Source organism: Parasphingorhabdus sp., from assembly GCF_036964565.1.
GTDB lineage: Bacteria > Pseudomonadota > Alphaproteobacteria > Sphingomonadales > Sphingomonadaceae > Parasphingorhabdus.
On record NZ_JBALTN010000002.1, the window covers coordinates 150,803 to 175,519 of the forward strand.

Annotated in this window: 26 protein-coding genes; 11 read left to right on the forward strand and 15 right to left on the reverse strand. The window is 62.6% G+C overall.

Features of this window, described 5'->3' with window-relative positions; translation table 11 throughout:
- The first annotated feature begins 55 nt into the window (after positions 1–55).
- Positions 56–751: a L,D-transpeptidase family protein gene (locus V7650_RS02755; RefSeq protein WP_335654712.1), complete on the forward strand. Its 696-nt coding sequence runs from the start codon at positions 56–58 to the stop codon at positions 749–751.
- Positions 752–781: 30 nt separating this feature from the next.
- Here the strand turns inward: V7650_RS02755 and V7650_RS02760 are convergent, their stop codons facing one another.
- Together V7650_RS02760 and V7650_RS02765 are read right to left on the reverse strand one after the other, a co-directional pair.
- Positions 782–1,951, reverse strand: coding sequence for an aspartyl/asparaginyl beta-hydroxylase domain-containing protein (locus V7650_RS02760; RefSeq protein WP_335654713.1), 1,170 nt, complete (start codon positions 1,949–1,951; stop codon positions 782–784).
- Positions 1,952–2,056: 105 nt separating this feature from the next.
- Positions 2,057–2,497 carry a hypothetical protein gene (locus V7650_RS02765; protein ID WP_335654714.1) on the reverse strand — a complete coding sequence of 147 codons (441 nt, stop codon included), beginning with the start codon at positions 2,495–2,497 and terminating at the stop codon, positions 2,057–2,059.
- Between the two features lie 321 nt (positions 2,498–2,818).
- Between V7650_RS02765 and V7650_RS02770 the strand changes: the two genes are divergently transcribed.
- Both V7650_RS02770 and V7650_RS02775 read left to right on the forward strand, forming a co-directional pair.
- Positions 2,819–2,959 (forward strand): hypothetical protein, encoded by a 141-nt coding sequence (locus V7650_RS02770; protein ID WP_335654715.1) that lies wholly within the window; start codon positions 2,819–2,821, stop codon positions 2,957–2,959.
- A 22-nt stretch (positions 2,960–2,981) separates the two neighbouring features.
- Positions 2,982–3,224, forward strand: coding sequence for a hypothetical protein (locus tag V7650_RS02775; protein WP_335654716.1), 243 nt, complete (start codon positions 2,982–2,984; stop codon positions 3,222–3,224).
- A 220-nt stretch (positions 3,225–3,444) separates the two neighbouring features.
- On the opposite strand, the gene V7650_RS02780 is transcribed toward V7650_RS02775, so the two are convergent.
- Complete coding sequence (locus V7650_RS02780) at positions 3,445–5,739, reverse strand: ATP-dependent helicase (protein ID WP_442955256.1); 2,295 nt, start codon at positions 5,737–5,739, stop codon at positions 3,445–3,447.
- Positions 5,740–5,872: 133 nt separating this feature from the next.
- Here V7650_RS02780 and V7650_RS02785 point away from each other — a divergent pair, with 133 nt between their 5' ends.
- On the forward strand, positions 5,873–6,163 hold the full coding sequence (locus V7650_RS02785; protein WP_335654717.1) for a hypothetical protein: 291 nt from the start codon (positions 5,873–5,875) through the stop codon (positions 6,161–6,163).
- 416 nt (positions 6,164–6,579) lie between these two features.
- Positions 6,580–6,705, forward strand: a complete 126-nt coding sequence (locus V7650_RS02790) for a hypothetical protein (RefSeq protein ID WP_335654718.1) — start codon at positions 6,580–6,582, stop codon at positions 6,703–6,705.
- Here V7650_RS02790 and rsmD read toward each other — a convergent pair.
- Both rsmD and V7650_RS02800 read right to left on the reverse strand, forming a co-directional pair.
- Complete coding sequence (gene rsmD / locus V7650_RS02795) at positions 6,702–7,244, reverse strand: 16S rRNA (guanine(966)-N(2))-methyltransferase RsmD (protein WP_335654719.1); 543 nt, start codon at positions 7,242–7,244, stop codon at positions 6,702–6,704. The two genes, V7650_RS02790 and rsmD, sit on opposite strands and share 4 nt — an antisense overlap.
- A gap of 118 nt (positions 7,245–7,362) precedes the next feature.
- On the reverse strand, positions 7,363–8,175 hold the full coding sequence (locus V7650_RS02800; RefSeq protein ID WP_335654720.1) for a pseudouridine synthase: 813 nt from the start codon (positions 8,173–8,175) through the stop codon (positions 7,363–7,365).
- Between the two features lie 94 nt (positions 8,176–8,269).
- Here V7650_RS02800 and V7650_RS02805 point away from each other — a divergent pair, with 94 nt between their 5' ends.
- Both V7650_RS02805 and V7650_RS02810 read left to right on the forward strand, forming a co-directional pair.
- The gene (locus V7650_RS02805; protein WP_335654721.1) at positions 8,270–9,034 is read left to right on the forward strand and encodes a DUF1223 domain-containing protein; all 765 of its coding nucleotides are present in this window, start codon (positions 8,270–8,272) and stop codon (positions 9,032–9,034) included.
- 73 nt (positions 9,035–9,107) lie between these two features.
- Positions 9,108–10,457 carry an AmpG family muropeptide MFS transporter gene (locus V7650_RS02810; RefSeq protein ID WP_335654722.1) on the forward strand — a complete coding sequence of 450 codons (1,350 nt, stop codon included), beginning with the start codon at positions 9,108–9,110 and terminating at the stop codon, positions 10,455–10,457.
- Positions 10,458–10,572: 115 nt separating this feature from the next.
- Here the strand turns inward: V7650_RS02810 and V7650_RS02815 are convergent, their stop codons facing one another.
- From V7650_RS02815 to purB, 9 genes are all read right to left on the reverse strand, one after another.
- Positions 10,573–11,895 carry a bifunctional folylpolyglutamate synthase/dihydrofolate synthase gene (locus tag V7650_RS02815; protein ID WP_335654723.1) on the reverse strand — a complete coding sequence of 441 codons (1,323 nt, stop codon included), beginning with the start codon at positions 11,893–11,895 and terminating at the stop codon, positions 10,573–10,575.
- A 112-nt stretch (positions 11,896–12,007) separates the two neighbouring features.
- Positions 12,008–12,862: an acetyl-CoA carboxylase, carboxyltransferase subunit beta gene (gene accD, locus V7650_RS02820; RefSeq protein ID WP_335654724.1), complete on the reverse strand. Its 855-nt coding sequence runs from the start codon at positions 12,860–12,862 to the stop codon at positions 12,008–12,010.
- Between the two features lie 44 nt (positions 12,863–12,906).
- A complete protein-coding gene (trpA, locus tag V7650_RS02825) occupies positions 12,907–13,701 on the reverse strand; it encodes a tryptophan synthase subunit alpha (protein ID WP_335654725.1) in 795 nt (264 codons plus the stop codon).
- On the reverse strand, positions 13,698–14,210 hold the full coding sequence (locus V7650_RS02830; RefSeq protein WP_335654726.1) for a hypothetical protein: 513 nt from the start codon (positions 14,208–14,210) through the stop codon (positions 13,698–13,700). Before V7650_RS02830 ends, trpA begins: the two co-directional genes overlap by 4 nt.
- A gap of 4 nt (positions 14,211–14,214) precedes the next feature.
- The gene (trpB, locus tag V7650_RS02835; RefSeq protein WP_335654727.1) at positions 14,215–15,450 is read right to left on the reverse strand and encodes a tryptophan synthase subunit beta; all 1,236 of its coding nucleotides are present in this window, start codon (positions 15,448–15,450) and stop codon (positions 14,215–14,217) included.
- Positions 15,451–15,537: 87 nt separating this feature from the next.
- Positions 15,538–16,182 carry a phosphoribosylanthranilate isomerase gene (locus V7650_RS02840; RefSeq protein ID WP_335654728.1) on the reverse strand — a complete coding sequence of 215 codons (645 nt, stop codon included), beginning with the start codon at positions 16,180–16,182 and terminating at the stop codon, positions 15,538–15,540.
- A gap of 197 nt (positions 16,183–16,379) precedes the next feature.
- Positions 16,380–17,054: an orotidine-5'-phosphate decarboxylase gene (gene pyrF, locus V7650_RS02845; RefSeq protein ID WP_335654729.1), complete on the reverse strand. Its 675-nt coding sequence runs from the start codon at positions 17,052–17,054 to the stop codon at positions 16,380–16,382.
- Positions 17,051–17,407 carry a LapA family protein gene (locus tag V7650_RS02850; protein WP_335654730.1) on the reverse strand — a complete coding sequence of 119 codons (357 nt, stop codon included), beginning with the start codon at positions 17,405–17,407 and terminating at the stop codon, positions 17,051–17,053. The genes pyrF and V7650_RS02850 overlap by 4 nt, the downstream gene beginning before the upstream one ends.
- 85 nt (positions 17,408–17,492) lie before the next feature.
- Positions 17,493–18,794: an adenylosuccinate lyase gene (purB, locus tag V7650_RS02855; protein WP_335654731.1), complete on the reverse strand. Its 1,302-nt coding sequence runs from the start codon at positions 18,792–18,794 to the stop codon at positions 17,493–17,495.
- A 113-nt stretch (positions 18,795–18,907) separates the two neighbouring features.
- Between purB and V7650_RS02860 the strand changes: the two genes are divergently transcribed.
- Complete coding sequence (locus tag V7650_RS02860; protein WP_335654732.1) at positions 18,908–20,008, forward strand: 6-phosphofructokinase; 1,101 nt, start codon at positions 18,908–18,910, stop codon at positions 20,006–20,008.
- A gap of 45 nt (positions 20,009–20,053) precedes the next feature.
- Here the strand turns inward: V7650_RS02860 and radC are convergent, their stop codons facing one another.
- Entirely contained in the window at positions 20,054–20,758 is a 705-nt protein-coding gene (gene radC, locus V7650_RS02865; protein ID WP_335654733.1) for a RadC family protein, read from the reverse strand.
- Between the two features lie 147 nt (positions 20,759–20,905).
- Here radC and V7650_RS02870 point away from each other — a divergent pair, with 147 nt between their 5' ends.
- The 3 genes from V7650_RS02870 to V7650_RS02880 are packed head-to-tail and all read left to right on the forward strand — an operon-like array spanning position 20,906 to position 24,712.
- A complete protein-coding gene (locus tag V7650_RS02870) occupies positions 20,906–24,049 on the forward strand; it encodes an intermembrane phospholipid transport protein YdbH family protein (RefSeq protein ID WP_335654734.1) in 3,144 nt (1,047 codons plus the stop codon).
- Positions 24,039–24,317, forward strand: coding sequence for a YnbE family lipoprotein (locus V7650_RS02875; protein ID WP_335654735.1), 279 nt, complete (start codon positions 24,039–24,041; stop codon positions 24,315–24,317). Before V7650_RS02870 ends, V7650_RS02875 begins: the two co-directional genes overlap by 11 nt.
- Entirely contained in the window at positions 24,317–24,712 is a 396-nt protein-coding gene (locus tag V7650_RS02880; protein ID WP_442955246.1) for a YdbL family protein, read from the forward strand. Before V7650_RS02875 ends, V7650_RS02880 begins: the two co-directional genes overlap by 1 nt.
- Positions 24,713–24,717 lie beyond the last annotated feature (5 nt).

Consider the following 24,717-nt stretch of genomic DNA (forward strand, 5'->3'; position numbering starts at 1 on the left):
GCTTTTCCGAAGCGGATCCATGGTAAATGCTTTGTTAACGCAGGGAGCATGAGCGATGGTCGAGAAAATTGCATATCGGATAAGCGCTTCGGTTCTGCTGGTGGCGGCACTGGCGATCGTGGCGCTGCTGGTGATGGGGCTGACCCGGGCGGACGCCGGTTCGCCGGCTGCGCCGCCGCCGCAAACGCAAGTAAACGGGACCGCCGTGGTCGAACCGATCATGGATGACGGCGCTGCGCCCGAGCCGGTGCTGGAGGCGACGGTTGACAGCGAAACCGGTCCGGTCCTCAGCGACAGGTTCACGGTCAAGCGCATCCTGCAGATCGACGAGCCGTTCGTGCATGGCTATTACAAGTGGGATGACGAGGGCGTGCCGGACGGCGAGCTGGTGGTGACGGTCGATCTCAAGGCCGAGAGCATTTCGGTGTTTCGCGCCGGCTATGAAATCGGTGCAGCGGTCATCACCTTCGGCGACTCCGAAAAGCCCACCCCGACCGGGGTGTTTCCGATCACCCAGAAGAGCAAGGACCATGTCTCGAACATCTACGGCTCGCCGATGCCCTACATGATGCGGCTGACCAACGACGGGGTCGCCATCCATGCCTCCGATGTCAAATGGGGCTGGGGGACGCGCGGCTGCATCGGCGTGCCGCTGGAATTTGCCAGGCTCCTGTTCGAGCAGGCGAAGCTGGGCGACCGGGTGATCGTGACCAATGGCAAGATGCTCGATCTGGGCGACGCAATTTTGTAGGTTGCCGCCGCACACTTTCCGGTCGCGGCCTCAGATCTCGACGGGTTTCTGATAGGCGTTAATGGCCTCGAAAATTGTCGTCAGCGCGCCGCGCTCGGCTTCGGAAATTTCTGGTCTCCAGATTTCGAACAGCAGGATTACCCGCCGCTGGTCGCTGCGGTTCCAAGCCTCATGCTCGAAGCTGTCGTCGAAGATCAGCGCTTCGCCGGCTTTCCAAGCTCTGGTTTCCGAACCCACGCGCAGACCACATTCCGGCGGCAGGATCAGCGGAATATGACAGATCAGTCGGGTATTCAGCATCCCGAAATGCGGTGCGATGTGGGTGCCTGGTTCTAGCACGGAATAAAGCGCCATCGGTGAGCGTTCCTGGATCACCGGAATAGGCGCCGCTGCCAGTGCCGCCATCGTTGCCGGGCAATGACGCGAATTATCGGTTATCTCGACGCCGTCCTTCCAGAAATAATGCGCTCCCCAGCTGGGGTCGTCAAGCAGCGGGTTGTTCGGCCGCGGCCGGTTGGGCTGACCCTGAACATATGGATCGAATTCCCGGGTCCGATCAATAACCTGCCGCAGTTCGTCCTGCATCGCCGGAATCGCGGCTTCCATTTCGGCCAGCCAGGGGAATTCGGACCGTTCGTAGAACTCCCGCTGCGGCATGCCGGGATAATAGAAGAGCGATGGTTTCTGGTAATGGATTTCCCGTCGCCCCATCAGCAGATCAATGGCGTGGCGCACCGGGATCGGGGTGTCATCGTCCGAGAGGCCGGTGTCCTTCAGTTTCTGCAGCAGAAAGGCTTCAAAGCGGCCATGCGCCCCGGCGAGGAAACCCTCTGCCTGATTCAGCTTGGCCTGAAGGTCGGGCGAAACGGCCGCGCCAGCGCTCGCGACGTTCAGTGCCGTCCTGTAAAAGCTGTTGGCGGCGCGGTCGTCACCGGTTCGCGCCTTGAGTTCGCCCATCAACAGCAGCGCGGCCAGATGGCGCTTGTCGGCAGCGAGCAATTTGTGCAGCGCCGCTTCCTCGCCGCTGTCATCCCCCAGCATCCGGCAGGCATGGGCCAGCAACAGCCATTGCGGCTCGACCCCGCTTTCCGGCGCGCATAATCGTTCGAGCAGCTCCTGCGCCTTGCCTGCCTCGCCCGCGCGCAGATGCTGGATTGCATCGCTGCGCAACTGATCGGAACGGGACGGGGTCAGAGCCATTCTTTTGCTATATCCAATCAAAATATTTGAGCAACTGCTTCGTGAGCGCGATCGTCGCCGGAAAAAAGTTGACACAAATGTCGCTACCACCCGGAGAAATTCCGTTTAATCGTGCTTCTTGGTCGATGAACCGAGTGGCTGGTTCTGCACCCCGCGCAGCTTTTCTTCCCGGCGGTCGCCACGGGCGAGGGCGGCGAGCAGCAGGCGGTGGTCGTAGCGGCGGATCGTGCCGCATTGCCGGCCGCCATAGAAATAGGGCAGCTCATAGCCGTCGAGCGCGCGAGCGATGGCATGATCCTCGGCATTGCCTAGGCCCATCTCGAGCGCCAGATCCCAGGCTTCGGCGAAACTCTCCGCACCCGTCTTCTCGCGCAGGGCATAAGCCGACTGCCGGCTCATCCCCACCGCCCGTGCCGCGGGCGCGACCAGGCCGATGCGGGCGAGATAGCCGATGAAGGCGCGCTGACGCTCGGCGGTCCAGCCGTTGTGGCGCCGGCATGGCGCGGGGATGAAATCCGGAATGTCGAATGCGGTCGCATCGGTCATGCCCGCATATTGCCACAGGCGGCGCCCTGTAGGAAAGCGCGGGTGCCGGCGATGGCCGCGATCGCCAAATCCTCCCCGAAAAACCTCTGCTTACATTCCGGCCGCCTCGTGCCTATATAGGAACAAGGCCGAGGCGCTCCGTCGAGCGCTCTGCAAACCGGTCGTGTCGCGCAGCGATCAGAATGAACCTGATCCGCATTGCGGACACCGGACCATCGCCGTGCCTTCGCTGCCCCGCCTGTCTTGCCGCCCTTCGCCTTGCCAAGCCCTGCCGCAGCCGCCCTGTCGCCGTTAAGCGTTTCATCCCGAAAGGACCAAATCATGGCCAAATCCCAGAAGAAATCGAACAAGGAAATCCGCAAGCCCAAGGCCGCCAAGGTCAAGACCAGCGCCGCCAATCCGTCCGCCAAGACCGGTGTCGTTGTCGGTCTCGAGCATATGAAAACCGGCCGCGGAAAATGACCGGCCAGGAAAGGCGAAGATCATGCGCGTAAAGGCATCCGTTTGCCGCGAACAGGAAGCGCGGCAGCTTGATCTGGCGGCCAATGATCCGCTGGAAAGCCGGCGCCGGGTCGCCGCGGCCGCGGCCAAGGCCTGGGGCATTGAGGCGATCCAGGCAGAAAAGCGCGAGGCCGGCCATATCAGCCCGCGCGACAAGCTGGACGCGGAAATCCGGCGGGAATTTGCCGAAGAGAGCGAGAGCAAGGGGTGGACGGACGACGATTAGGGGCAATTCGACCGGTGCCTGCAGGCGAGAACTGCTTCGACAGGCTCAGGACGAACGGGAATCAGTCAGGAGCGCCGTTAGCGGTGTGCTTGTCGAACCACGCTTTTCGTCGATAGGCGCCGTTGAGCTTCGCTCGACCTTCGGGTCGACAAGCTCAGGGTTAACGGATGCTCGGGTTCAAGACGAACGGAAGTTTGGATATTGAAAGAACCGGAAGGCCTCAAGCCACCTCGACAAAACTATCCAGCACCCTTTTATCCCCGCTCTTCTCAAACGCGATCTCCAGCTTGTTGCCTTCCTTCACCTTGACCTCGCCATAGCCGAACTTGGTGTGGAAGACGCGCATGCCGACGGTGACGTCGTCGCGGCCCTTGTTGCCGAGGGAAACGGCGCTGCGGCGGGCTTCCTTTATCACGCGCGGGTTCTTGTCGAAGCCGCCTGCCGAGGATGCGGCGCGTTGCCAGCCGGGGCCGCGCTGGCCGGCGCGGGTGGCGTTGGCGGCGGCGAGATGGGCGAACGGGTCGCTGTGCTCGCTCCAGTTGGCGCGCCACAGGCTTTCGCCGCCGCTCATGCTGCTTTCGTGCTCGACATGCTCGTCGGGCAGTTCGCCGATGAAGCGCGACGGGATCGAGCTGGTCCACTGGCCGTAGATGCGGCGGTTGGCGGCGTGGAAGATGGTGCATTTCGTCTTGGCGCGGGTGATCGCGACATAGGCGAGGCGACGTTCCTCCTCGAGGCTGGCGTTGCCGCCCTCGTCGAGGCTGCGCTGCGAGGGGAAGACGCCTTCCTCCCAGCCGGCACAGAAGACATGGTCATATTCCAGGCCCTTGGCGCCGTGCATGGTCATGATCGTGACCTTGGCTTCGTCGTCGCGCGCGTCATTGTCCATCACCAGGCTGACATGTTCCAGAAAGTCGCCGAGCGTCTCATATTCCTCCATCGCGCGGGCAAGTTCGGTGAGATTCTCGAGCCGGCCGGCGGCTTCGGTGGAGCGGTCGGCCTGCAGCATCGTCGTGTAGCCGCTCTCGTCGAGCACGATCCGGGCGAGTTCGGCATGGTCGGTGTCGGCCGCCATCTCCCGCCAGCGAGCGAAATTGCGCATCAGCTCGAGCAGGGTGTTGCGGGCCCGGGGCGGCAGTTCGTCGGTGTCGCAGATCGTATAGGCAGCGGCGGCGAGCGCGATGCCCTGCGACCGGGCGAGGCGGTGAACCTTCTCGATGGTTTTGTCGCCGAGGCCGCGCTTGGGCGTGTTGACGATCCGCTCGAACGCAAGGTCGTCGGCGGGCTGGGCGATCACCCGGAGATAGGCGAGGGCATCGCGGATTTCGGCGCGCTCGTAGAAGCGGAAGCCGCCGATGATCTTGTAGGGCATGCCGATCGAGATGAAGCGGTCCTCGAACTCGCGGGTCTGGAACTGGGCGCGGACCAGAATCGCGACATCGTTGAGCGAGACCTGGTGAAGCTGCTGCAGCGCCTCGATCTCGTCGCCGGTCCGGCGGGCTTCCTCGGGGCCGTCCCAGACGCCGATCACCTGCACCTTGTCGCCTTCGGTTTCCTCCGTCCACAGGGTCTTGCCGAGGCGACCGCTGTTGTGGTCGATCAGGCCGGAAGCGGCGGCCAGAATATGCGGCGTGGAGCGGTAATTCTGCTCCAGCTTGACCACCTTGGCTTCGGGAAAATCCTTTTCGAAGCGCAGGATATTGGCTACTTCCGCGCCGCGCCACGAATAGATCGACTGGTCGTCGTCGCCGACGCAGCAGATATTCTTGTGGCTCTGGGCGAGCAGGCGGAGCCAGAGATATTGCGAGCTGTTGGTGTCCTGATATTCGTCGACCAGGATATATTTGAACCTTTGCTGGAAGCGTTGCAGGATTTCGCGGTTGGTTTTCAGCAGAGTGAGGATGTGGAGCAGCAGGTCGCCGAAGTCGCAGGCGTTGAGCGCGATCAGCCGGGCCTGATAGGCGGTGTAAAATTCCTGGCCGCGGCCATTGGCATAGCGTTCATTCTCGTTGGCATCGAGATCGGCGGGATTGAGACCGCGATTCTTCCACTGGTCGATCAGGCCGGCGAGCATCCGCGGCGGCCAGCGTTTCTCGTCCACCTCCGCCGCCTGGATCAGCTGCTTGAGCAGGCGCAGCTGGTCGTCGGTGTCGAGAATCGTGAAATTGCTCTGCAGGCCGACCAGTTCGGCGTGCTGGCGCAGCATTTTCGCCCCGATGCTGTGGAAGGTGCCGAGCCAGGGCATGCCCTCGAAGCTTTCACCGACGATGGAGGCGATTCGCTCCTTCATCTCGCGCGCCGCCTTGTTGGTGAAGGTCACGGCGAGAATCTCGCTCGGCCAGGCCTTGCGCGAGAACACGATATGCGCCAGCCGGCGGGTGAGGGCAGCGGTCTTGCCGGTGCCCGCGCCGGCGAGGACCAGCACCGGCCCCTCGGTGGTGAGCACGGCCTCGCGCTGCGGCGGGTTCAGGCCGCGCACATAGGGCGGGTCGCTCTCTTGCGGTATATTGACGATATCGGTCACAGGTGAACAGTTAGGGAACATCGCCGAGCGGAGCAAGGCCCGTTTTGCCTTGCCGGGCAGACGGCGGGAACCGTTGTGCTGGCCGGGGGTTGATCACGCAGGAACAACAGACGTGGAGAGCAACATGCGTAAGACAGCAATTTTCGGCGCCGTGACAGCAGCCTCGATGGCCTTTTCCGGAGTCGCCATGGCGAGCCAGAGCGACATGCAGGATGAGGCCAAAATGGAAACGAAGGCGGAAGTCGTCAAAAAGGCGTCCAACGGCCGGGCGCAGACGATCATGATGAACGGCAAGGAATATACCGTGTGCACCGCCGACGTAACCGACGGCTGCATCAACCCGCGCGAAGCCGGTCTGAATTTCGGCAACCGGGCGCTGGATCACTGGCCGGGCAAGCCCGCCAGCGAGATGTAGGTTTGAGACGAGGGCACTTTTCAGACGAAAGATGCGCAGACCCTCGCCGCTAGCGGGGAGGATCTTGAGGAACGGGTCCGGGCCATCAAAGGACGCGGCTCGCTTCTCTCTTCTCCCGTGCGGGAGAAGGATACAGAGCCTTGTGAGCGGAGTGAATTAGGCGGCGTTGGATGAGGGTGTTCTGCGCTCTGAAGCGAAGTACACCCTCATCCAGCTACGACTAGGCAGCAAGCTGCCAAGTCTTCGCATCCTTCTCCCTCACGGGAGAAGGGTCAGAGAGAAAGCGAGGCGATTCGGCGGATCGGCTCGCTTTTTCATGATTTGCACCAAGGGACAGGTTGATAATCATGTTGCAATGCACCATTTGTCAATCAATGGACGGCAAGGCAGCCGCAACGCATCCCACGGAGTTTGACATGAGCAAGAGACTGACCACGAGCGCGATCATCGCGACGCTGCTGCTGGCCGCGACCAGCGTCTACAGCAGCACCCATATCGACCAGCCCGAATCGGCTTCGCGCGCGGTGCTGATGGGCGGCTAGAGGTCTGCCGGGCGCAGGATGTGAATCCGCGCCTTGCCGCTGTCACGGGTGCAGTCGAGATCAAAGCCCTTTACCTCGATCGTTTCATGACGCGCCGTTTCGATGGCGATCCAGGCCGACGGTGCAAACCAGCCGTGGCGGCCCAGCTTGTCCAGCGCGACCGCACCCGCGCCTGAACCATAGGGCGGGTCCATGAGGACCAGGTCATAGGGCTTGCGCGCCTGTCCCAGGTGCAGCACCGAGCCGACCCGGACATCCGCGTCGGCGCCTAGGGACTCGATATTCTTTTCCAGCGCCTTCAGCGCGTCCGGGTCCTGCTCGACAAAGGTGCAATGGGCGGCGCCGCGCGACAGCGCTTCGAGACCGAGCGCGCCGGAACCGGCAAACAGGTCGAGTATCTGCAGATCTTCAAAGTCACCGAGTCGGCTGGTCAGCATCGAGAACAGCCGTTCGCGGGTGCGGTCTGCGGTTGGGCGGGTTGTGTCGCCCTTGGGAGCGACAATTTTTCTGCCGCGCCAGTTGCCTGCGATTATGCGCATTTCTTTTCCGAGCGGTAAAATGCCGTTCGTGCTGAGCCCGTCGAAGCACGCCTCCTGGAGGAGAGATGTCCTTCGACAGGCTCAGGACGAACGGGTTTCATAACCAAAAGATACGCCGTCATTTCAGCGATTTGCGGAACTGGACCAGGTCATGCTGGCGCACCTGGTCGATCTCGCCCTTCTGCAGGTCGCCGAGCACGAACGGACCGTAGCGGGTTCGGATCAGGCGGGAGACCTCGAGGCCGAAATGTTCCAGGACCTTGCGGACTTCGCGATTCTTGCCCTCGGTCAGGGTCATCTCGATCCACTGGTTGCGGCCGGTGCGGCGTTCGAGATTGGCGGTGATCGGGCTGTAGTGCATGCCGTCGATGGTGATGCCGCGATAGAGTTCCTCGAGCTGGTTCTGCGAGATATCGCCGAAGGTGCGGGCGCGATAGGTGCGCTCGATGCCGTTTTTCGGCAATTCCATTTGGCGCTTGAACTCGCCGTCGGTGGTCATCAGCAACAGGCCCTCGGTGTTCATGTCGAGGCGGCCGATCGGCATGATCCGTTCCATGTCGGCGGGGAGCACGTCGTAGATCGTCTTCTTGCCGGAAAAGTCGCGTTCCGCGGTCAGATAGCCGTTGGGCTTGTGGAAGCGGAACAGCTTCGCCGGCGAGGGTTCGGCGACCGGCTTGCCGTCGACGGTGATGCCGGTCAGGTTCTTGAGCAGCAGCGAGGGATGCTCAACCAGTTCGCCGTTGAGCGCGACCCGGCCCGCCTCGATCATCCGCTCGATCTCGCGGCGCGAGGCGACGCCGGCGCGGGCCAGCAATTTGGCGATGCGCTGGCCTTCGCGGGCATCGCCGGCGGGCGGCTTGGGCGCGGCGGGCGCTTTCGCACCCGGGGTCGGTTTGGCACGATATATCTTGGCTGGTTTGTCTTCGGTCATGGGGCGGTTCCATGGCGGAAAAACGGCCGCGCTGCAATCTGTAACCTTTGGTTTCGCGCCCGCGAACGGCTAGGGTCACCCCGTGGAGCAAGAAATGCGCAAGATCATCCCCTGTCTGCTGTTTGCCGGAGCGAGCGTCGCCGCGCTCCTGTTTCTGCAATTCGTTCCCCCGGCGCAGGCGGGTTCCGTCCCGGTGGTCGGCTCGGTGGCGCGGCCGGGCCACCCGGTGGTGATCGAGCTGTTCACCAGCCAGGGATGTTCCTCCTGTCCGCCGGCCGATCGGCTGGCCAGCCGTCTGGCGAAGGACCGCTCGCTGCTGGTGATCACGCGGCCGGTGACCTACTGGGACCGGCTGGGCTGGACCGACACGCTGGCGCGGGAGGCCAATACCAGGCTGCAGCGCGCCTATGCCGCGAAGAACCGCGAAGGCGCGGGCGTGTACACCCCGCAGATCGTGGTCAATGGTGGCGGCGCGACGGTCGGATCGCGCGAAGGCGATATCCGCTCGCTGGTGCGCCGGGCCGACCGGTCGGGTCCGCGGATTCTGGTGTCCGGTGCTGCCGGCGGCGGGATGACGGTCACGATCGACGGCATCTCGGACCATATGGCCAGCGTCTCGCTGGTCGCGCTCAGCTCGTCCGAGACCGTGCGCATCGGCCGCGGCGAGAATGGCGGGCGGACGCTGCATTTTACCAATGTGGTGCGGGATGAGCGGGTATTGGGCAGCTGGCGGGGCAGGCGCGAGCGCTTTGCGGTGCCGGCGGGCGATCTGAAGGTCAGGGGTGCGGACCGCTATGCGATCGTCGTGCAGCAGCCGGGGGCTGGGCGGATTGTCGCGGCCAAGATGCTGGATATCTGAGGCGTCCCAAAATCAGGCTGGCATTCAGGCGAATAGGCGCTAAACATTCCCCCGGTTCGAGGGAGAATGTTGCGTGAGTGGTCAATCGGCAAATCTGGGATGGCGCGGATATCTTCCCGCCGGCGTGCGTCCGTACAGCGAGGCGGCACCCCTGGCGGCGCTGTTTCTGGGTGTCTCCTCGGCGCTGCCGCTGACGATGATCGCGGCGACGCTGACCACCCGGCTGGCGCAGGCGGGGATCGAGAAATCGACCGTCACCGCCTTTGCCCTGACCTTTCTTGCCTATAATTTCAAATGGCTGTGGGCACCGGTCATTGATGTTGTGAAATTGCCGGTCATCGGCCGGGTCGGGCAGCGCCTGTCGTGGCTGATCGTGACCGCGGCGCTGGCGATGCTGGCGATCATCTATCTCGGGTCGCTTGATCCGGCAGAGGATATCGCCGCCGTTGCCGTCGCCGCGATCATGGTCGGGATTGCCGGTGCCACCTTCGACGTGGTGATCGATGCCTATCGCATCGAGCTGCTCGAACCCGAGCAGCTTGGGGTCGGATCGGGCATGTCGCAATATGGCTGGCGGATCGGCGCGGCGACCGCCGGCGCGGTGGCGCTGGTGGTAGCGGCGCGGACCAACTGGTCGATTGCTTATTATGTCTGTTCGCTGTTCGCGCTGTTTGCCGTCATCGTCGGCCTGGTCATGCGCGAGCCAAGCCGGCGGCAGGAACCGATGGCGCTGAAGGGCCCGCTGGAAGCGGCAAAAGCCTATGTCAGCCCGCTGGTCGAGTTCTTCAAGCGTTCGGGCGCGCTGCTGGTGCTGCTGTTCGTGCTGGTCCACAAGATCGGCGACACGCTGGCCAACCTGACCTTCCGGCTACTGTTCGAGGACCTGGGCTTCACCAATGATGAAATCGCCTTCTACGATGTCAGCCTGGGCTTCTTCGCCTTTCTGATCGGCATTTTCATCGGCGGCATCGTCTATTCGCGGCTGGGCATGAAGAAGGCGGTGATGCTGAGCCTGATCCTGATGGCGGTGAGCAATCTGTCCTTTGCCGGGCTGGCCGCTGCTGGTCACAGCAACTGGGGCATGGCTGGCGCGATCGGTTTCGAGAATTTCGCCAGCGGTGTCGGCGGTGTTGCCGTGGTCGCCTATCTGTCGGCGCTCTGCAACCTGCAGTTTACCGGGACGCAATTTGCGCTGCTGTCGGCGGCGGCGAGCATTCTCGGTCGTTTCCTGACGGGGACCACGGCGGGGTCGCTGATCGAGGCGATGGGCTATGTGAATTTCTATCTGCTGACCACGCTGGCGGCCTTTCCGGGCGTGATCATGTTCTGGCTGATGATCCGCTATGGCCTGGTGGACCGGTCGCTGGGAACGGCAGGATCGATCCATACCGGCGACAAGGAAGCGGGAACGCCTTCCGGTTAGGGTTGGCTCATTCCCTGGTGATGTTTTGGGGGCGGTTTGTGTCCGCTGTCATTGTGCGGGGGATTGAGGGCGGGACTGTCCTGGGCCCCGGCCTGCGCCGGGGAACCGGGTTCCGCTAGTCCGGTTGCTGCTCGTTTAGTTTCAGCACCTCGCCGGCCAGATAGAGCGAACCTGCAATCAATACGGTCTTGCCCGGCCCGAGCGTTAACGACTGCAGGGCGGCGCTGATATCGGCGGCTTCGGCCATTGGCGCATCGGCTGGCGGATAGTCGCCGAGCGCGTGGGATTCATGGCCGGGTACCGGGATCACGGTCACGCTGGCCAGTTTCTCGTGCAGCGGAGTGATGATGGCCGCCGGATCCTTGTTCGCCAGCATGCCGATGACCAGATCGATCGATCCGGCGGCGTGGTCGGCGAAATGACGCGCCAAGGCCAGGCCGGCGCTGACATTGTGGCCGCCGTCGACCCAGACTTCGGCATCGCCGGGCAGCAGATGGGTGAGCGGGCCGGCGATCAGGAAATGCATCCGGCCCGGCCATTGCGCCCAGCCCATCGCCGCCTTGAGCGCGGCATCGGAAATCCGGACCGCATCCTGGTGGCGCAGCATCGCGATGGCGAGCGCGGCGTTGTCGGCCTGATGGGCGCCGACCAGAGCGGGCAGGGGCAGGTTCAGCTTTCCCTTCGCGTCCTTGTAGTGCAGCTGGCCTTCGTAAACCGCCGCGTCCCATTCCTCGCCACGCGGGAAATGCTGCGCCCCGATGTCTGCAGCATGATCGGCGATAATGTGCAGCATATCCGCAGCATATTTTTGCGTCAGCAGCGGAGTATTTTTCTTGGCGATGCCCGCTTTTTCCCAGGCGATGCGGACCATCGGGTCTGGCGGCGTGCCTTCTTCGGGACTGAGCAGAAAGGCTTCATGGTCAATCCCGAGCTCCGCTATGCCGGTCGCCGCCGGACGGGAAACCACATTGGTGGCATCGAGCCGGCCGCCAAGACCGACCTCGAGGATGCAGGCATCGGCGGGGGTTTCCGCGAAGGCCAGCAACGCCACCGCAGTGGTCGCCTCGAAGAAACTGGGGTTGATGTCGGTGCAGCTGTCGAGCACGCGCGCCAGCAGTCCGGCGAGATAATCGTCCTCGATCAGCTTGCCGGCCAGCCGTATCCGTTCGTTGAAGCGGACCAGATGGGGGCTGGTGTAGACATGGGTCTTGAGGCCCTCCGCCTCGATCGCGGCGCGGAGGAAGGCGCAGGTCGAGCCCTTGCCGTTGGTGCCGGCGACATGGAAAACCGGGGGAAGCCTGTCCTGGGGATTGTCGAGGCGGTCCAGGATCGCGCGGATTCTCTCCAGCCCCAGCACATCGCGCCCGGGCGAGAGCATTTCCAGCCGGTCGAGCTGCTGCTGGACCGCCGGGTGATCGGAACGGGCACTGTCGGCCACTATCGGATGTCCGTCATTTGCAGGAATCGGGTTGGCGCAGGTCGCGAGGGAAGCGAGCGGCTTTCGCTGCCCCGCCCCCGGCCCCTCCCCTGAAGGGGAGGGGAGAATCCGATCAAGCCGCGTCTTTCCATGCCATCAGATAGCCCATGACCCGGGCGAGCGTTTCGCGCAGTTCCTTGCGGTGGACCACCATGTCGACCATGCCGTGCTCCCGCAGATATTCGGCGGTCTGAAAGCCCTCGGGCAGTTTCTCGCGGATGGTGTTCTCGATCACCCGCTGCCCGGCAAAGCCGATCATTGCGCCCGGTTCGGAAATATGCACGTCGCCGAGCATCGCATAGCTGGCGGTGACGCCGCCGGTGGTCGGGTCGGTCAACACCACGATGAACGGGATTCCCGCCTCGCGCAGCATCGAGATGGCGACCGTGGTCTTCGGCATCTGCATCAGCGACAAAATGCCTTCCTGCATCCGCGCGCCGCCGGCGGCGGTGAAGATGATATAGGGGCACTGGTCCTTGAGCGCCCGCTTGGCACCATCGACAAAGGCCTGGCCGACAGCGAGCCCCATCGAGCCGCCCATGAAGGCAAAATCCTGTACGCCGACGACGCAGGGGATCGATTCGATCGTGCCCCTGACGTTGATCAGCGCATCCTGCTCACCGGTCTTGGCCCGGGCTTCCTTGAGCCGGTCGCTGTATTTTTTCTGGTCCTTGAACTTGAGCGGATCTTCCTGGACCTTGGCCCAGGAGATCAGTTTCCAGCTGTTGTCGTCCATGACCTGGGCGAAGCGGGTCATCGGTCCGATGCGACCGTGATGATCGCATTTCGGGCAGATGTGCATATTCTCCTCATATTCCTTGAGGAACACCATCGCTTCGCATTTCTTGCACTTGTGCCACAGATTGTCGGGCGTCTCGCGCTTGGTGATCGACGCGATCTTGTTGCGGACATTGCTTAGCCAACTCATGGGATCATTCCTCTATTCCGTTCGCATCGAGCGGGATTCGATTTTCAATATTCTCTGGCCGCCCTGATAGCATCGGAAAGCGATTTGACATAGTCCCTGACGTGCGGCGCGGCCTCCTTGCCATATTTCCCGACAATCTCGACGATCGCCGAGCCGACGACGACGCCATCGGCGACGCGGGCAATATCGGCGGCCTGTTCGGGCGTGCGCACGCCAAAGCCGACGGCGACGGGCAGGTCGGTGCCGGCTTTCAGGCGGGCGACGGCTTCCTCGATGCTGGCCTGGGCCGCCTGCTGCTGGCCGGTGATGCCGGCGACCGAGACATAATAGAGAAAGCCGGAGGCGTTGTTGAGGATCGTCGGCAGGCGCTCGGCGTCGGTGGTCGGAGTGGCGAGACGGATCACCGCGACGTCGCGATCGCGCAGGGCGTCGCCGAGACTTTCATCCTCCTCGACCGGGATATCGACGCAGATCACGGCGTCGACACCGGCGTCGACACAGGCATCGGCGAACCATTCGGAACCGCGGATCGTCATCGGATTGGCATAACCCATCAGCACCAGTGGCGTATCGGGATGGCGCTCGCGAAATTCCTTGGCCATGTTGAAGATGTCAGCGGTCTTGGTGCCAGCGGCGAGACTGCGGATATCCGCTTCCTGAATCGAGGGGCCGTCGGCCATCGGATCGGTGAATGGCATGCCCAGTTCGATAATATCCGCGCCGCCTTCGACGAGCGCGTCGAGGATCGCGCCGGTGTCGGCAGGGGTTGGGTCGCCAGCGGTGACGAAAGCAACGAGAGCTGCTCGGTCGGACGGGAACGATTGGGAGAGACGGGTCATTGGTTTTTCTTAAATATAGAGTGGATGGAAACGATTGCTTTGATGAGGCACAGGATGGCAGCAGTTCCAAGTGCAACTGCCCAAGGTATCATTAACCAGAGCGAAGGCGAAACAAAGCACTCATGGTAGAGTGCGCCATTCAGTTGATCACAGCTATTATATTGCAGAAATCCCAAATCCATCAATAGAAACAGCGAGATTGCCGCGATCATCAGACATAAAAAAATCCGGTATTTTGTTAGTTTGGCGACCAGCGCTGTCTCTGGCATTCCTCTTTCTGCAAAATCAAACAGGTGCCAAACTAAAAACAGGGGAAGCAAAAAAGCATAGAGAAGAAAGGATTCGCCGAATGGTCCAGCTATATCGACAAGGTTGATCGAAATACTTCGTTCAACCAGATTAGGGAGATCAACAAGCCAAAAAAACAATGGTGCCAGCGAAGCAGCGAAGAGCGAAAGCGTTACACTACAAAACCAGTTGAGCAGTTTTTGATGGAAGCCCTCGCTCAATGGATCATATCTCCGTCCCCAAAGCCTCGGCGACGGTGAAAATATCCTTGTCGCCGCGCCCGCAGAGATTGGCGAGGATGATCTGGTCGCGGTCCATCTTTACCGCTTCGCGGGTGACGGCGGCGATCGCATGGGCGGGTTCGAGTGCGGGGATGATGCCTTCGGTGCGGCAGAGCAGCTGGAAGGCGTCCAGTGCTTCCTTGTCAGTGGCGCTGTCATAGTCGACGCGGCCGGATTCCTTCAGCCAGCTGTGCTCGGGGCCGATGCCGGGATAGTCGAGGCCGGCGCTGATCGAATGGGCTTCGGTGATCTGGCCGTCTTCGTCCTGCAGCAGGTAGGTCTTGTTGCCGTGGAGAATGCCGGGGCCGCCGCCAGCAAGGCTCGCGGCATGTTCCTTGTCGAGGCCATGGCCCGCCGCCTCGATGCCGAGCATCCTGACGTCAGGATCATCGAGAAACGGGTGGAACAGGCCGATGGCGTTGGAGCCGCCGCCGATTGCCGCGACCAGCAGATCGGGCAGGCGGTTGATCCGCGCCAGCATCTGGGCGCGGGCTTCCTTGCCGATCACGCTCTGGAAATCGCGGACCAGCTCGGGATAGGGATGGGGACCGGCGGCGGTGCCGATGATGTAGAATGTGTCGTGGACATTGGCGACCCAGTCGCGCAGCGCCTCGTTCATCGCGTCCTTGAGCGTGGCCGAGCCGCTGGTCACCGAGACAACTTCTGCGCCGAGCAGCTTCATCCGGAAGATATTCGGCTTCTGTCGCTCGATATCCGTCGCGCCCATGAAGATCGTGCAGGGCAGGTTGAAGCGGGCGCAGACGGTCGCGGTGGCGACGCCATGCTGGCCGGCGCCGGTTTCGGCGATGATCCTTGTCTTGCCCATGCGCAGGGCGAGCAGGATCTGGCCGATGCAATTGTTGATCTTGTGCGCGCCGGTGTGGTTGAGCTCGTCGCGCTTGAACCAGATTTGTGCGCCTTTGCCCTCGGGCGCATCCTTGCGGACTTCCTCGGTCAGACGCTCGGCATAATAGAGCGGGCTGGGGCGGCCGACATAATGTTCGAGCAAGTCGTTGAACTGTTCCTCGAACGCCGGGTCGGCCTGCGCCGCGCGATAGTGCTTTTCCAGGTCAAGGATTAGCGGCATCAAGGTTTCGGCAACATAGCGGCCGCCGAATTCGCCGAAATGGCCACGGTCATCGGGCATGTTGCGGAAGCTGTTGGGGGGTGTGTCGTTCATTGTGCGATTATATCCGTTCGTGCTGAGCTTGTCGAAGTACGAACCCTTGCGGCAATCACCCTTCGACAGGCTCAGGGCGAACGGGTCTTACTTGGACGCGTCATAGTCCCGCACCGCTTGGCAAAAGGCGGCGATTCTGTCCACCTGTTTGACGCCCGGTGCGGATTCGACGCCGGAAGAGACATCGACGAGGGGGGCGCCGGTCGCCCGGAGCGCCTCGGCGACATTGTCCGGATCGAGCCCGCCGGCCAGGCCCCAGGCGATCTGGTGATCGTGACCGGCGAGCAGCGACCAGTCGAAGGAGGTGCCGGTGCCGCCGGGCAGCGCTTTTGCCGGGGCATCGAACAGCAGCCGGTCGGCCGCGCCGACATAGCGGTCGCTTTTCGCGAGTGTCGGCTGATCCCGGACGCCGAGCGCCTTCCAGATTTCGACGGAGCTATTGTCGGCGACCAGCTTCAGCCATTCGGGCGTCTCGCTGCCGTGGAACTGCACAATATCCGGCTGGACGCGGTCGATGGCCCGTCCGGTCGCGGCCGGATCGGCATTGACCAGCAGCAGCACGGTCTTCACCCGGGCGCCGGCATGGCTGCGCAGCTGGGCGGCGCGGTCGAGCGCCACGTGGCGCGGGCTTTTCTCGAAATGGACAAGGCCGATATGGGTGGCGCCGGCGTCGATGGCGGCGTCGATGGCGGTTTCGGTGGACAGGCCGCAGATCTTGATTTGGGTTTGCATGGGATGGCTATTAGCGAGACAAACAATATTCGTCATCCTGAACTTGTTTCAGGATCTCTTCCGGCACAGCATGACCTCACGGGGTCCTGAAACAAGTTCAGGATGACGTCTTCTGGTTCAGGATGACGTCTTCTGGTTCAGGATGACGTCTGTTGGTTCAGGATGGCGTCTGTTGGTTCAGGATGAGGAGGGGAAGATCAGAGCGTTGCCTCGATCGCCCGGGCGGCGCTGTTCGGGTCTTCCGCTGCGGTGATCGGGCGGCCAATGACCAGCACGCTGGCGCCATTGTCGCGGGCCTGGGCGGGCGTCACCGCGCGCTTCTGGTCGCCCAGCGCGCCGCCCTTTGGGCGGAGGCCGGGGACGACGAAATAGCCGTCCTTCCAGTTTTTGTGCGCCGCCTTCACTTCGTTGCCCGAGCAGACGATCCCGTCTAGCCCCGCCTGCTGCGCCAGTTCGGCCAGTCGCTCGACCTGGTCATGCGGCGAGCCCGTGTAGCCGATCCGGCCCATGTCGCGCTCGTCCAGCGAGGTGAGCAGGGTGACGCCGACCACCTTGGTATGGCCATTGGCAGCGGCCTTGGCGTCTTCCATCATCGCCCGGCCGCCGGAGGCGTGGACCGTGACAATGGCGGGCTCCAGCATGTTGATCGCCTGCATCGCCTTGGCGACGGTGTTGGGAATGTCATGCAGCTTGAGGTCGAGAAAGATCGGCAGGCCGAGCTTCTGGATTTCGTGGACGCCGTGGTGGCCGTGGGCGCAGAAAAATTCGAGACCGAGCTTCAGCCCGCCGACATGGCCCTTGACCGATTGCGCGATCGCGATCGCCCGTTCGAGATCGGGCGTGTCGAGCGCGACGAAGATCGGATTGCTCACAGGCCCGGTGCCTTCGACTGGTCCACCGAAGAGACGGCTGGAGCGGGTTCGGCGGTCGGAGCCGGTGATGATGGCGGGGATGCAGGCGGCGCCGTGCGGGTGGTGGTTGTGGCGACAGGCCGCGCGGCGTCTTCCAGCGTCTTGATCCGGCGCGAGAGCCGCCATTTGGAGCCGCGCAGCAGCAGCCATGTCGGCAGAAAGCCCAGCAGGAAGGCGCCTACGACAAAGGTCGAGACCCGTGCTTCCACGACCGCTGCGCCAAGGTCGAGCGAGGCGCGCGCTTCATTGGTCCACCAGAAGATGAAGGTCGCGACAAGCAGAAGAACCCAGAACAGGATTTTGATAAATTGCATCTCTCACCTTCTTTTCATGTGCCGGCCATCCTAGCCCGAAAAGGGGCGGGTGGCCAGATGCTATGCGACCGGGGCGAAAAGCGGCCTATTCGCCGAAGACGCGCGCGAAGATCGTGTCGACATGCTTGAAGTGATAATCGAGATTGAAGCGCTCCTCGAGCTCGGCATCGGACAGTTTCGCCGACACGTCGGGGTCGGCCTTGAGCAGATCGAGCAGGGCGATTTCGCCGTCCGATTCCCAGACCTTCATGGCGTTGCGCTGGACGATGCGGTAGCTGTCCTCGCGGCTGATCCCTGCCTGGGTCAGGGCGAGCAGCACCCGCTGCGAATGGACGAGGCCGCCCATGCGGTCGAGATTCTTCTGCATCCGTTCCGGATAGATCAGCAGCTTTTCGATCACGCCGGTGAGCCGGACCAGCGAGAAGTCGAGGGTGATCGTTGCATCCGGTCCGATCATCCGTTCGACCGAGCTGTGCGAGATATCGCGCTCGTGCCACAGCGCGACATTTTCCATCGCCGGCAGGGCATAGCTGCGCACCATCCGGGCGAGGCCGGTGAGATTTTCGGTGAGGATCGGGTTGCGCTTGTGCGGCATCGCGCTCGAGCCCTTCTGGCCCGGCGAGAAATATTCCTCCGCCTCGAGCACTTCGGTGCGCTGCAGATGGCGGACTTCGACGGCGAGTCGCTCGACCGAGGAAGCGATCACGCCGAGCGTGGCGAAAAATTGCGCGTGGCGGTCGCGCGGAATCACCTGGGTCGAGATAGGTTCGACGGTGAGGCCGAGCTTCTCGGCAACATGCTCTTCGACCTTGGGATCGATATTGGCGAAGGTGCCGACCGCGCCGGAAATCGCGCAGGTGGCGATTTCCTTGCGCGCGGCGACCAGCCGTTCGCGGTTGCGCTGGAACTCGGCATAGGCCTGCGCCAGTTTCAGGCCGAAGGTCACCGGCTCGCCGTGAATGCCGTGGCTGCGGCCGATGGTCGGGGTGAACTTGTGCTCGTAGGCGCGTTTCTTGATCGCGGCGAGCAGCGCGTCGATGTCGGCGAGCAATATGTCGGAGGCGCGCGCGAGCTGCACGGCCAGGCAGGTGTCGAGCACGTCGCTCGAGGTCATGCCCTGGTGCATGAAACGGGCTTCCTCGCCGACATTTTCCGCGACATTGGTCAGGAAGGCGATGACGTCGTGCTTCACTTCCCGCTCGATCTCGTCGATCCGTGCGACATCGAACTTGCCCTTGGCCCAGATCGCCTGCGCCGCTTCCTTCGGCACCACGCCGAGTTCGGCGAGCGCGTCGGTGGCGTGCGCCTCGATCTCGAACCAGATCTGGAATTTCGATTCGGGCTCCCAGATGGCGGTCATTTCGGGGCGGGAATAGCGTGGAATCATGATTGGTCCTTGGACAAAGGGTTTGACTGCGGCAATGATGCGCCTTGATTTGCGGTCCCGCTAGCACCTACGAAATGAGTCGGCAATGCAGCGGCGGGAACAGGGAGAATAAAATGCGTCTGGCGATACTCACCGGCGGCGGCGATGTGCCGGGCCTCAATCCCTGCATCCAGTCGATCGCGACATCGGCCTGGCAGCGCGGCTGGGATGTGGTCGGGCTGCGCCGCGGCTGGGAAGGGGTGCTGGAAATCGACCCCGCCGATCCATGGGCTTCGCAAAACAGCGTCATGATGCTCGACCAGAACCATGTGCGCGGCATCGACCGGCAGGGCGGCACGATATTGCACAGTTCGCGCTGCGATCCGCGGGTGACCGAGCAGGGCGACCAGACCCAGAAGGTGCTGGATGTGCTCGACGCGCTGGAGGTCGATGCGCTGATCACCATGGGGGGTGACGGGACGCTGCGTTTCTCCGCCCACCTGGCGAGCCTGGGACGCAATGTCATCTCGGTGCCCAAGACGATGGACAATGATGTCTATGGCACCGACTATTGCATCGGTTTCTCGACCGCCGTGACCCGCTCGGTGCAGGCGGTCAACTCGCTGCGGACCACCGCCGCAAGCCATGAGCGGATTGCGGTGATCGAGCTGTTCGGACGGCGATCCGGTGAAACGGCGCTGCTGTCCGGATTTCTGTCGCAGGCCGACCGGACCGTCATCGCGGAAGTCCCGGCCGATATGGACGTGTTGCTCCCCCTGTTGCTGCGCGACAAGCGGGACAATCCCGAATCCTACGCGGTCTGCCTGGTTGCGGAAGGGGCCAAGCTGTCCGGGGCGACGAATTTTGTCGATGAAATCAACAAGTCGAATACCAATCGCGACGGCCTGAACATCGGGACCCAGCTGGCGCGCGAAATCGAGGCGCGCAGCGACGAGCGGACGATCGTGCAGGAGCTGGCCTATCTGATGCGCGCCGGCGAACCCGACGCGATGGACCGGATGGTCGGTTTCGCCTTTGGCGCGCTGGCGGTGCAGCTAATCGAACAGGACCGCATGGCCAATATGGTGTGCCTGACGGACGGCAATTATGGTGCGGTCCCGATCGGCACGCTGCTGGAAGGGAGCAAGGGGGTCAACGTGTCCGGCCTCTACGACGCCAACCAGTATCGTGCGAACCTGATCCAGGTCGAAGGCATGCCGATGTTTCTTTATTGATGGCGGGTTCGGTTCACCAATCGCCGCCGTCGAACAAGTGATCCGCTAGATCAATCCTTTCGATCGGAAGGAAGTGTGGCCGTCCTTGCCGATAATGATATGGTCATGGACGCTGATGCCCAGGGTCCGGGCAGCGGCGCAAATCTCCTTCGTGATGGCAATATCCTGTCGGCTGGGGCTGCTGTCGCCGCTTGGATGATTGTGCACCAGAATGAGGGCGGCCGACCCGAGGGCAAGCGCCCGCCTGATGACCTCGCGGGTGTAGATGGCCGCCTGGTCAATCGATCCTTCGCTGACCAGTTCATCGCGGATCAGCCGGTTCTTGCTGTCGAGATGCAGGACCCTTACCCGTTCGTGGGCCAGATGGGCCATATCGGCCCGCAAATAGTCGAGCAGCGCCTGCCAGCTGCCCAGCACCGGTTTCGTCCGGACCGGTTCCGAGATCAGGCGCAAGGCAGCGATGCGGACGATTTTGAGCGCGGCCACACTGGTTTCACCCATGCCGGGAAAGGTCTGCAGCGCATCGGCATCGGTAGCCAGCAGCTGCGAGAATCCCCCAAACTCCTCGATCAGCTTCCGCGCGAGCGGCTTGGTGTCGCGGCGGGGAATGGCAAGCGCCAGCAGATATTCGACCAGCTCGTGATCGTGCAGGCCAGCGCCCTGGTCGGTCAATATGCGATGGCGAAGCCGGGCGCGGTGGCCAATGCTCGCATCATGCGGAGCTGATCCGTTCCGGTTGTCGTCGTCCATCGCGCCACTATATCCGGAACATAACAGGAACAAATAGCCTGCCGGGAGCGGCGGCCGCAAATGTCCAACCTCGCCAGCCTCTCTAAAAGCTTGTGGTGGAACACTTGTACATTGCAACTTCATACAGACTTCGGCATTTCACCTGCGATGGATGAAGAAATCGCCAATGACCCCGTCGGTCGCAACTCCCGGTTTCGACTGTTCGGCGCGGTTTCGCTTGGCCTTGTTCTGCTTGCCCTGATCGCGCTGTGGATCAGCAGGACGACGCTCGCCGACAATGTCATCCAGTCCCAGCTCGACGAAATGGATATCACGGCGAGCTACGAGATCGAGGATATCGGACTGCGGCGACAGGTCATCCGTGATCTGGTGATCGGCGATCCGGATCGTCCAGACATGACCGCCGAACGGGTCGAACTCGGCAACAGCCTGAGCCTGGGCGGCGTCGGGATCAATTGGGTGCGGGCCAGCGGAGTCCGGCTTTACGGTCGCCTTGACAAGGGCGCGATCAGTTTCGGCGAACTCGACAAATTTGCCGACCCGGACGATGACAGCCCGCTGGCTCTGCCGGATCTGTGGCTCGGCCTGGACGATGCCCGGCTGAGAATCGACACCGCCTATGGCGTGGTCGGGCTGGCGCTTAACGGAAAAGGCGAGCTACACGACGGTTTCAAGGGAGAGATCGCTGCGATCAGTCGCAATGTGCAGGCCGGCGATTGCATTCTGGCGAGGCCGAGCTTTTTCGGAACCGTCGCGATTCGCCGCAAGCAACCGCAGTTGCAGGGTCCGTTGCGACTGCCGAACATAAGCTGCAGCGGGCTGGATGCGGGCGCGCAAAATGTTGCGGCAAAACTGTCGATGGAGTTGGGCGAGGACCTCGCCAGCTGGGCCGGCAATATCAGCCTCACCGGCGGCCCGTTTCGTTATGGCGCATATAAGAGCCAGAAAATCGACGGAGAGATCAATCTCGCGGGGAATCCGAAGCAGAGCAGCGGCGATGTCGACCTGACCGCCAGCGGGTTGCGTTCGCACTATGGAAATGCCGAACAGACCTGGGTGAGGGGACCGTTCACCGTTGGATATGGCAGCGCGGTAATGACGGCAAGCTTCGCAGGCCATCCGGAAATTCGCGGCGCGCAGGTCGACAGGGATCTGCTGCGGGAGGTGTCCGGCGTCTCGGCATCGCTGGGCGGAACGCCGGTCGGGCCGCTGGCGGACCGATTTGCGAAAGCGGTCCTGCTGGCAGGCAGCCGCTTCAATGTTACCAGCGATATCAAGTTTACCAAGGGAATCAGGCGGACCACGCTCTCGCTCAACGCGCTGGATGCCCGTTCCCGGTCCGGAGCCACGGCCGGGCTCAGCGATCCGCTGCTGCTCGCCTTCACCGACAAGAACCTGCGGATGCTGGCAGACGGGAATATCCGGCTGGCGGGCGGCGGATTTCCGGATGCCACGCTGCGGCTTGAAGATGGCAGCCTGTCCCGCGGATTCTCGGGTCGGCTGGAAATGGCCAATTATCAGGCCGGCGGAGCGCAGCTGAAAATACCGTCGCTGACCTTTTCCCCCGCGCGCCAGGGCGGCACCAATATCGACGGGCGTTTCATTCTGACCGGTCCCCTCGGCGACGGGCAGATCACCGGGCTGCAAGTGCCGGTCAGCGGCAATGTTTCACCGAACGGGCGGTTCGCCCTGTTTCGCGAGTGCGTCACCCTGCAGTTCGCCAGCCTGCGCACCGCATCGCTCAGGGCCGGCCCGACCAGCACGCGACTATGCCCGCAGGGTGATGCCATCCTCTCCGGCAGCGGATCGCAGGTCAACATCGCTGCCAATGCGCCATCGCTCCGGATCGTTGGCGACGTCGGCGGGACACCGCTGACACTCTCCAGCGGCGCCCTGGGCTATTCGCGCACGCAGGGTCTCGTCGCGCAAAATGTCGGGGTCCGGCTTGGCCGGCCGGGCAGCATGACACGCCTGGACGTGGCGGTGCTGACCGCCGCCTTCGGGCAGATGATCAGCGGGCGGCTGCAAGGGGCATCGGGCCAGGTCGCCAACGTGCCGTTGCTGATGGAACAGATCGAAGGCGACTGGCGCTACGAAAATGGCGCGTTTCTGGCCGATGCCAGCATGCTGGTCCGGGACGAGCAGCAGGTGGAGCGTTTCCGGCCACTGGTCAGCAATGATGTCGCGCTGAGATTTGACGGCAGCGACATTACGGCGACCGGCCGTTTGCGCGAACCGGAGACGCTGACCAACGTCGCCGCGATAGATATTTCCCACCGCCTGGGCAGCAGCCAGGGCCGGGCATTGATCGACGTGCCGTCGCTGGTGTTCAACGATCGGCTCCAGCCGGAACAGATCACGCCACTGACTCTTGGTGTGATTGCCAATGTGCAGGGGGAGATATCGGGCACCGGCCGGATCGACTGGGATGCGTCGACCAGCGGCATCAAGAGCACTGGCAGCTTTCGCACCAACGGCCTCAACCTCGCGGCGGCCTTTGGTCCGGTGACCGGCCTGGCCGGCGTGGTCAATTTTACCGACCTGCTGGCGCTGCAGACGGCTCCGGGTCAGCTGGTATCGCTCGCCGAAGTCAATCCCGGGGTCGCCGTCTTTGGCGGGCAGATTCGCTATCGTCTGTTGCCCGACTATAAAATGCAGGTCGAGGGCGGAGAGTGGCCGTTTGCCGGCGGCAAGCTCTATCTCGAACCGACCATCCTGGACCTTGGCGAAGATGCCGAACGGCGACTGCAATTCACCGTCGAAGGCGTGGATGCGGCGCAGTTTCTGACCCAGTTCGATTTCGAGAACATGAGCGCGACCGGGGTCTTCGACGGCAAGCTGCCGATGGTCTTCGACCAGGATGGCGGCCGCGTCGTTGGCGGCTATCTGGTGGCGCGGGAGGGCGGCGGCTCGCTCGCCTATGTCGGGGATCTGACCTATGAAGACATGGGTACCATGGCCAATTTCGCCTTCAACGCGCTGCGGTCCATCAAATATCGCAATCTGACGATCGGCATGGATGGCGATATTGCCGGCGAGATCATCACCGAGGTCAAGTTCGACGGGCTGCAGCAGGGCGAGGGCGCGAGCCGAAACTTCATCACCCGGCAGCTCGCGCGGATTCCAATCCAGTTCAACGTCCGCATCCAGGCGCCCTTCATGCAGTTGATGAGCAGCGCCAAATCCTATTATGAGCCGGAAATCCTCGTCGGCCAGAATCTGCCTGCGCTGTTGCGGGCGCAGGAGGCGCGGGCCAAGGAAGCGGTGAAGGTACTCGAAGATGATGAATAGCCCATTCAGCCGGGGGAAAGCGAAGATAATGTATCAGACAAGTCAATTGACGGATCGGGCATATGATGCGATTCGGGACAAGATGAGGAGCTTGACCACAACCAGCCTGATTTTGGGTGTTTTGACAGGGCTTTCTGCCTGTGTGCAGGTAAGCGCGCCGGACAAGCCGATTGTCATCAATCTCAACATCAACATCAAGCAGGAAGTGGTCTATCGTCTCGACGGCGATGCAAAGAGTTTAATCAACGAAGAAGCGGATATTTTCTGATGTTTGACTATGTAAACAAAAAAGCAGCCTTGGCGGTCATGGGCGGCGTTGCGCTGACCGCGATTGTTGCCGTGCCGGTGATGGCGCAGCGCGATCCCGCTTATGAAGCGGCCCGCTCTTCGGGCAAGATCGGCGAAAAGCCGGACGGCTATCTCGGCTATGTGAGTTCGCCGTCCCCGGCGATCAAGGCGCTGGTCGAGGACATCAACATCAAGCGCAAGGCTGCCTATACCCGCAAGGCCCAGGAAACCAATTCGACGGTGGAGCAATTCGCCTTTACCTCGGGCTGCAACCTGATCATGCGGACGGAACCGGGTGAAAAATACCAGACGCCGGCCGGGACATGGAACACGCGGGACAGTTCTGCGCCGGTCCGCGATTCGCGCTGCCCCTGAACCAG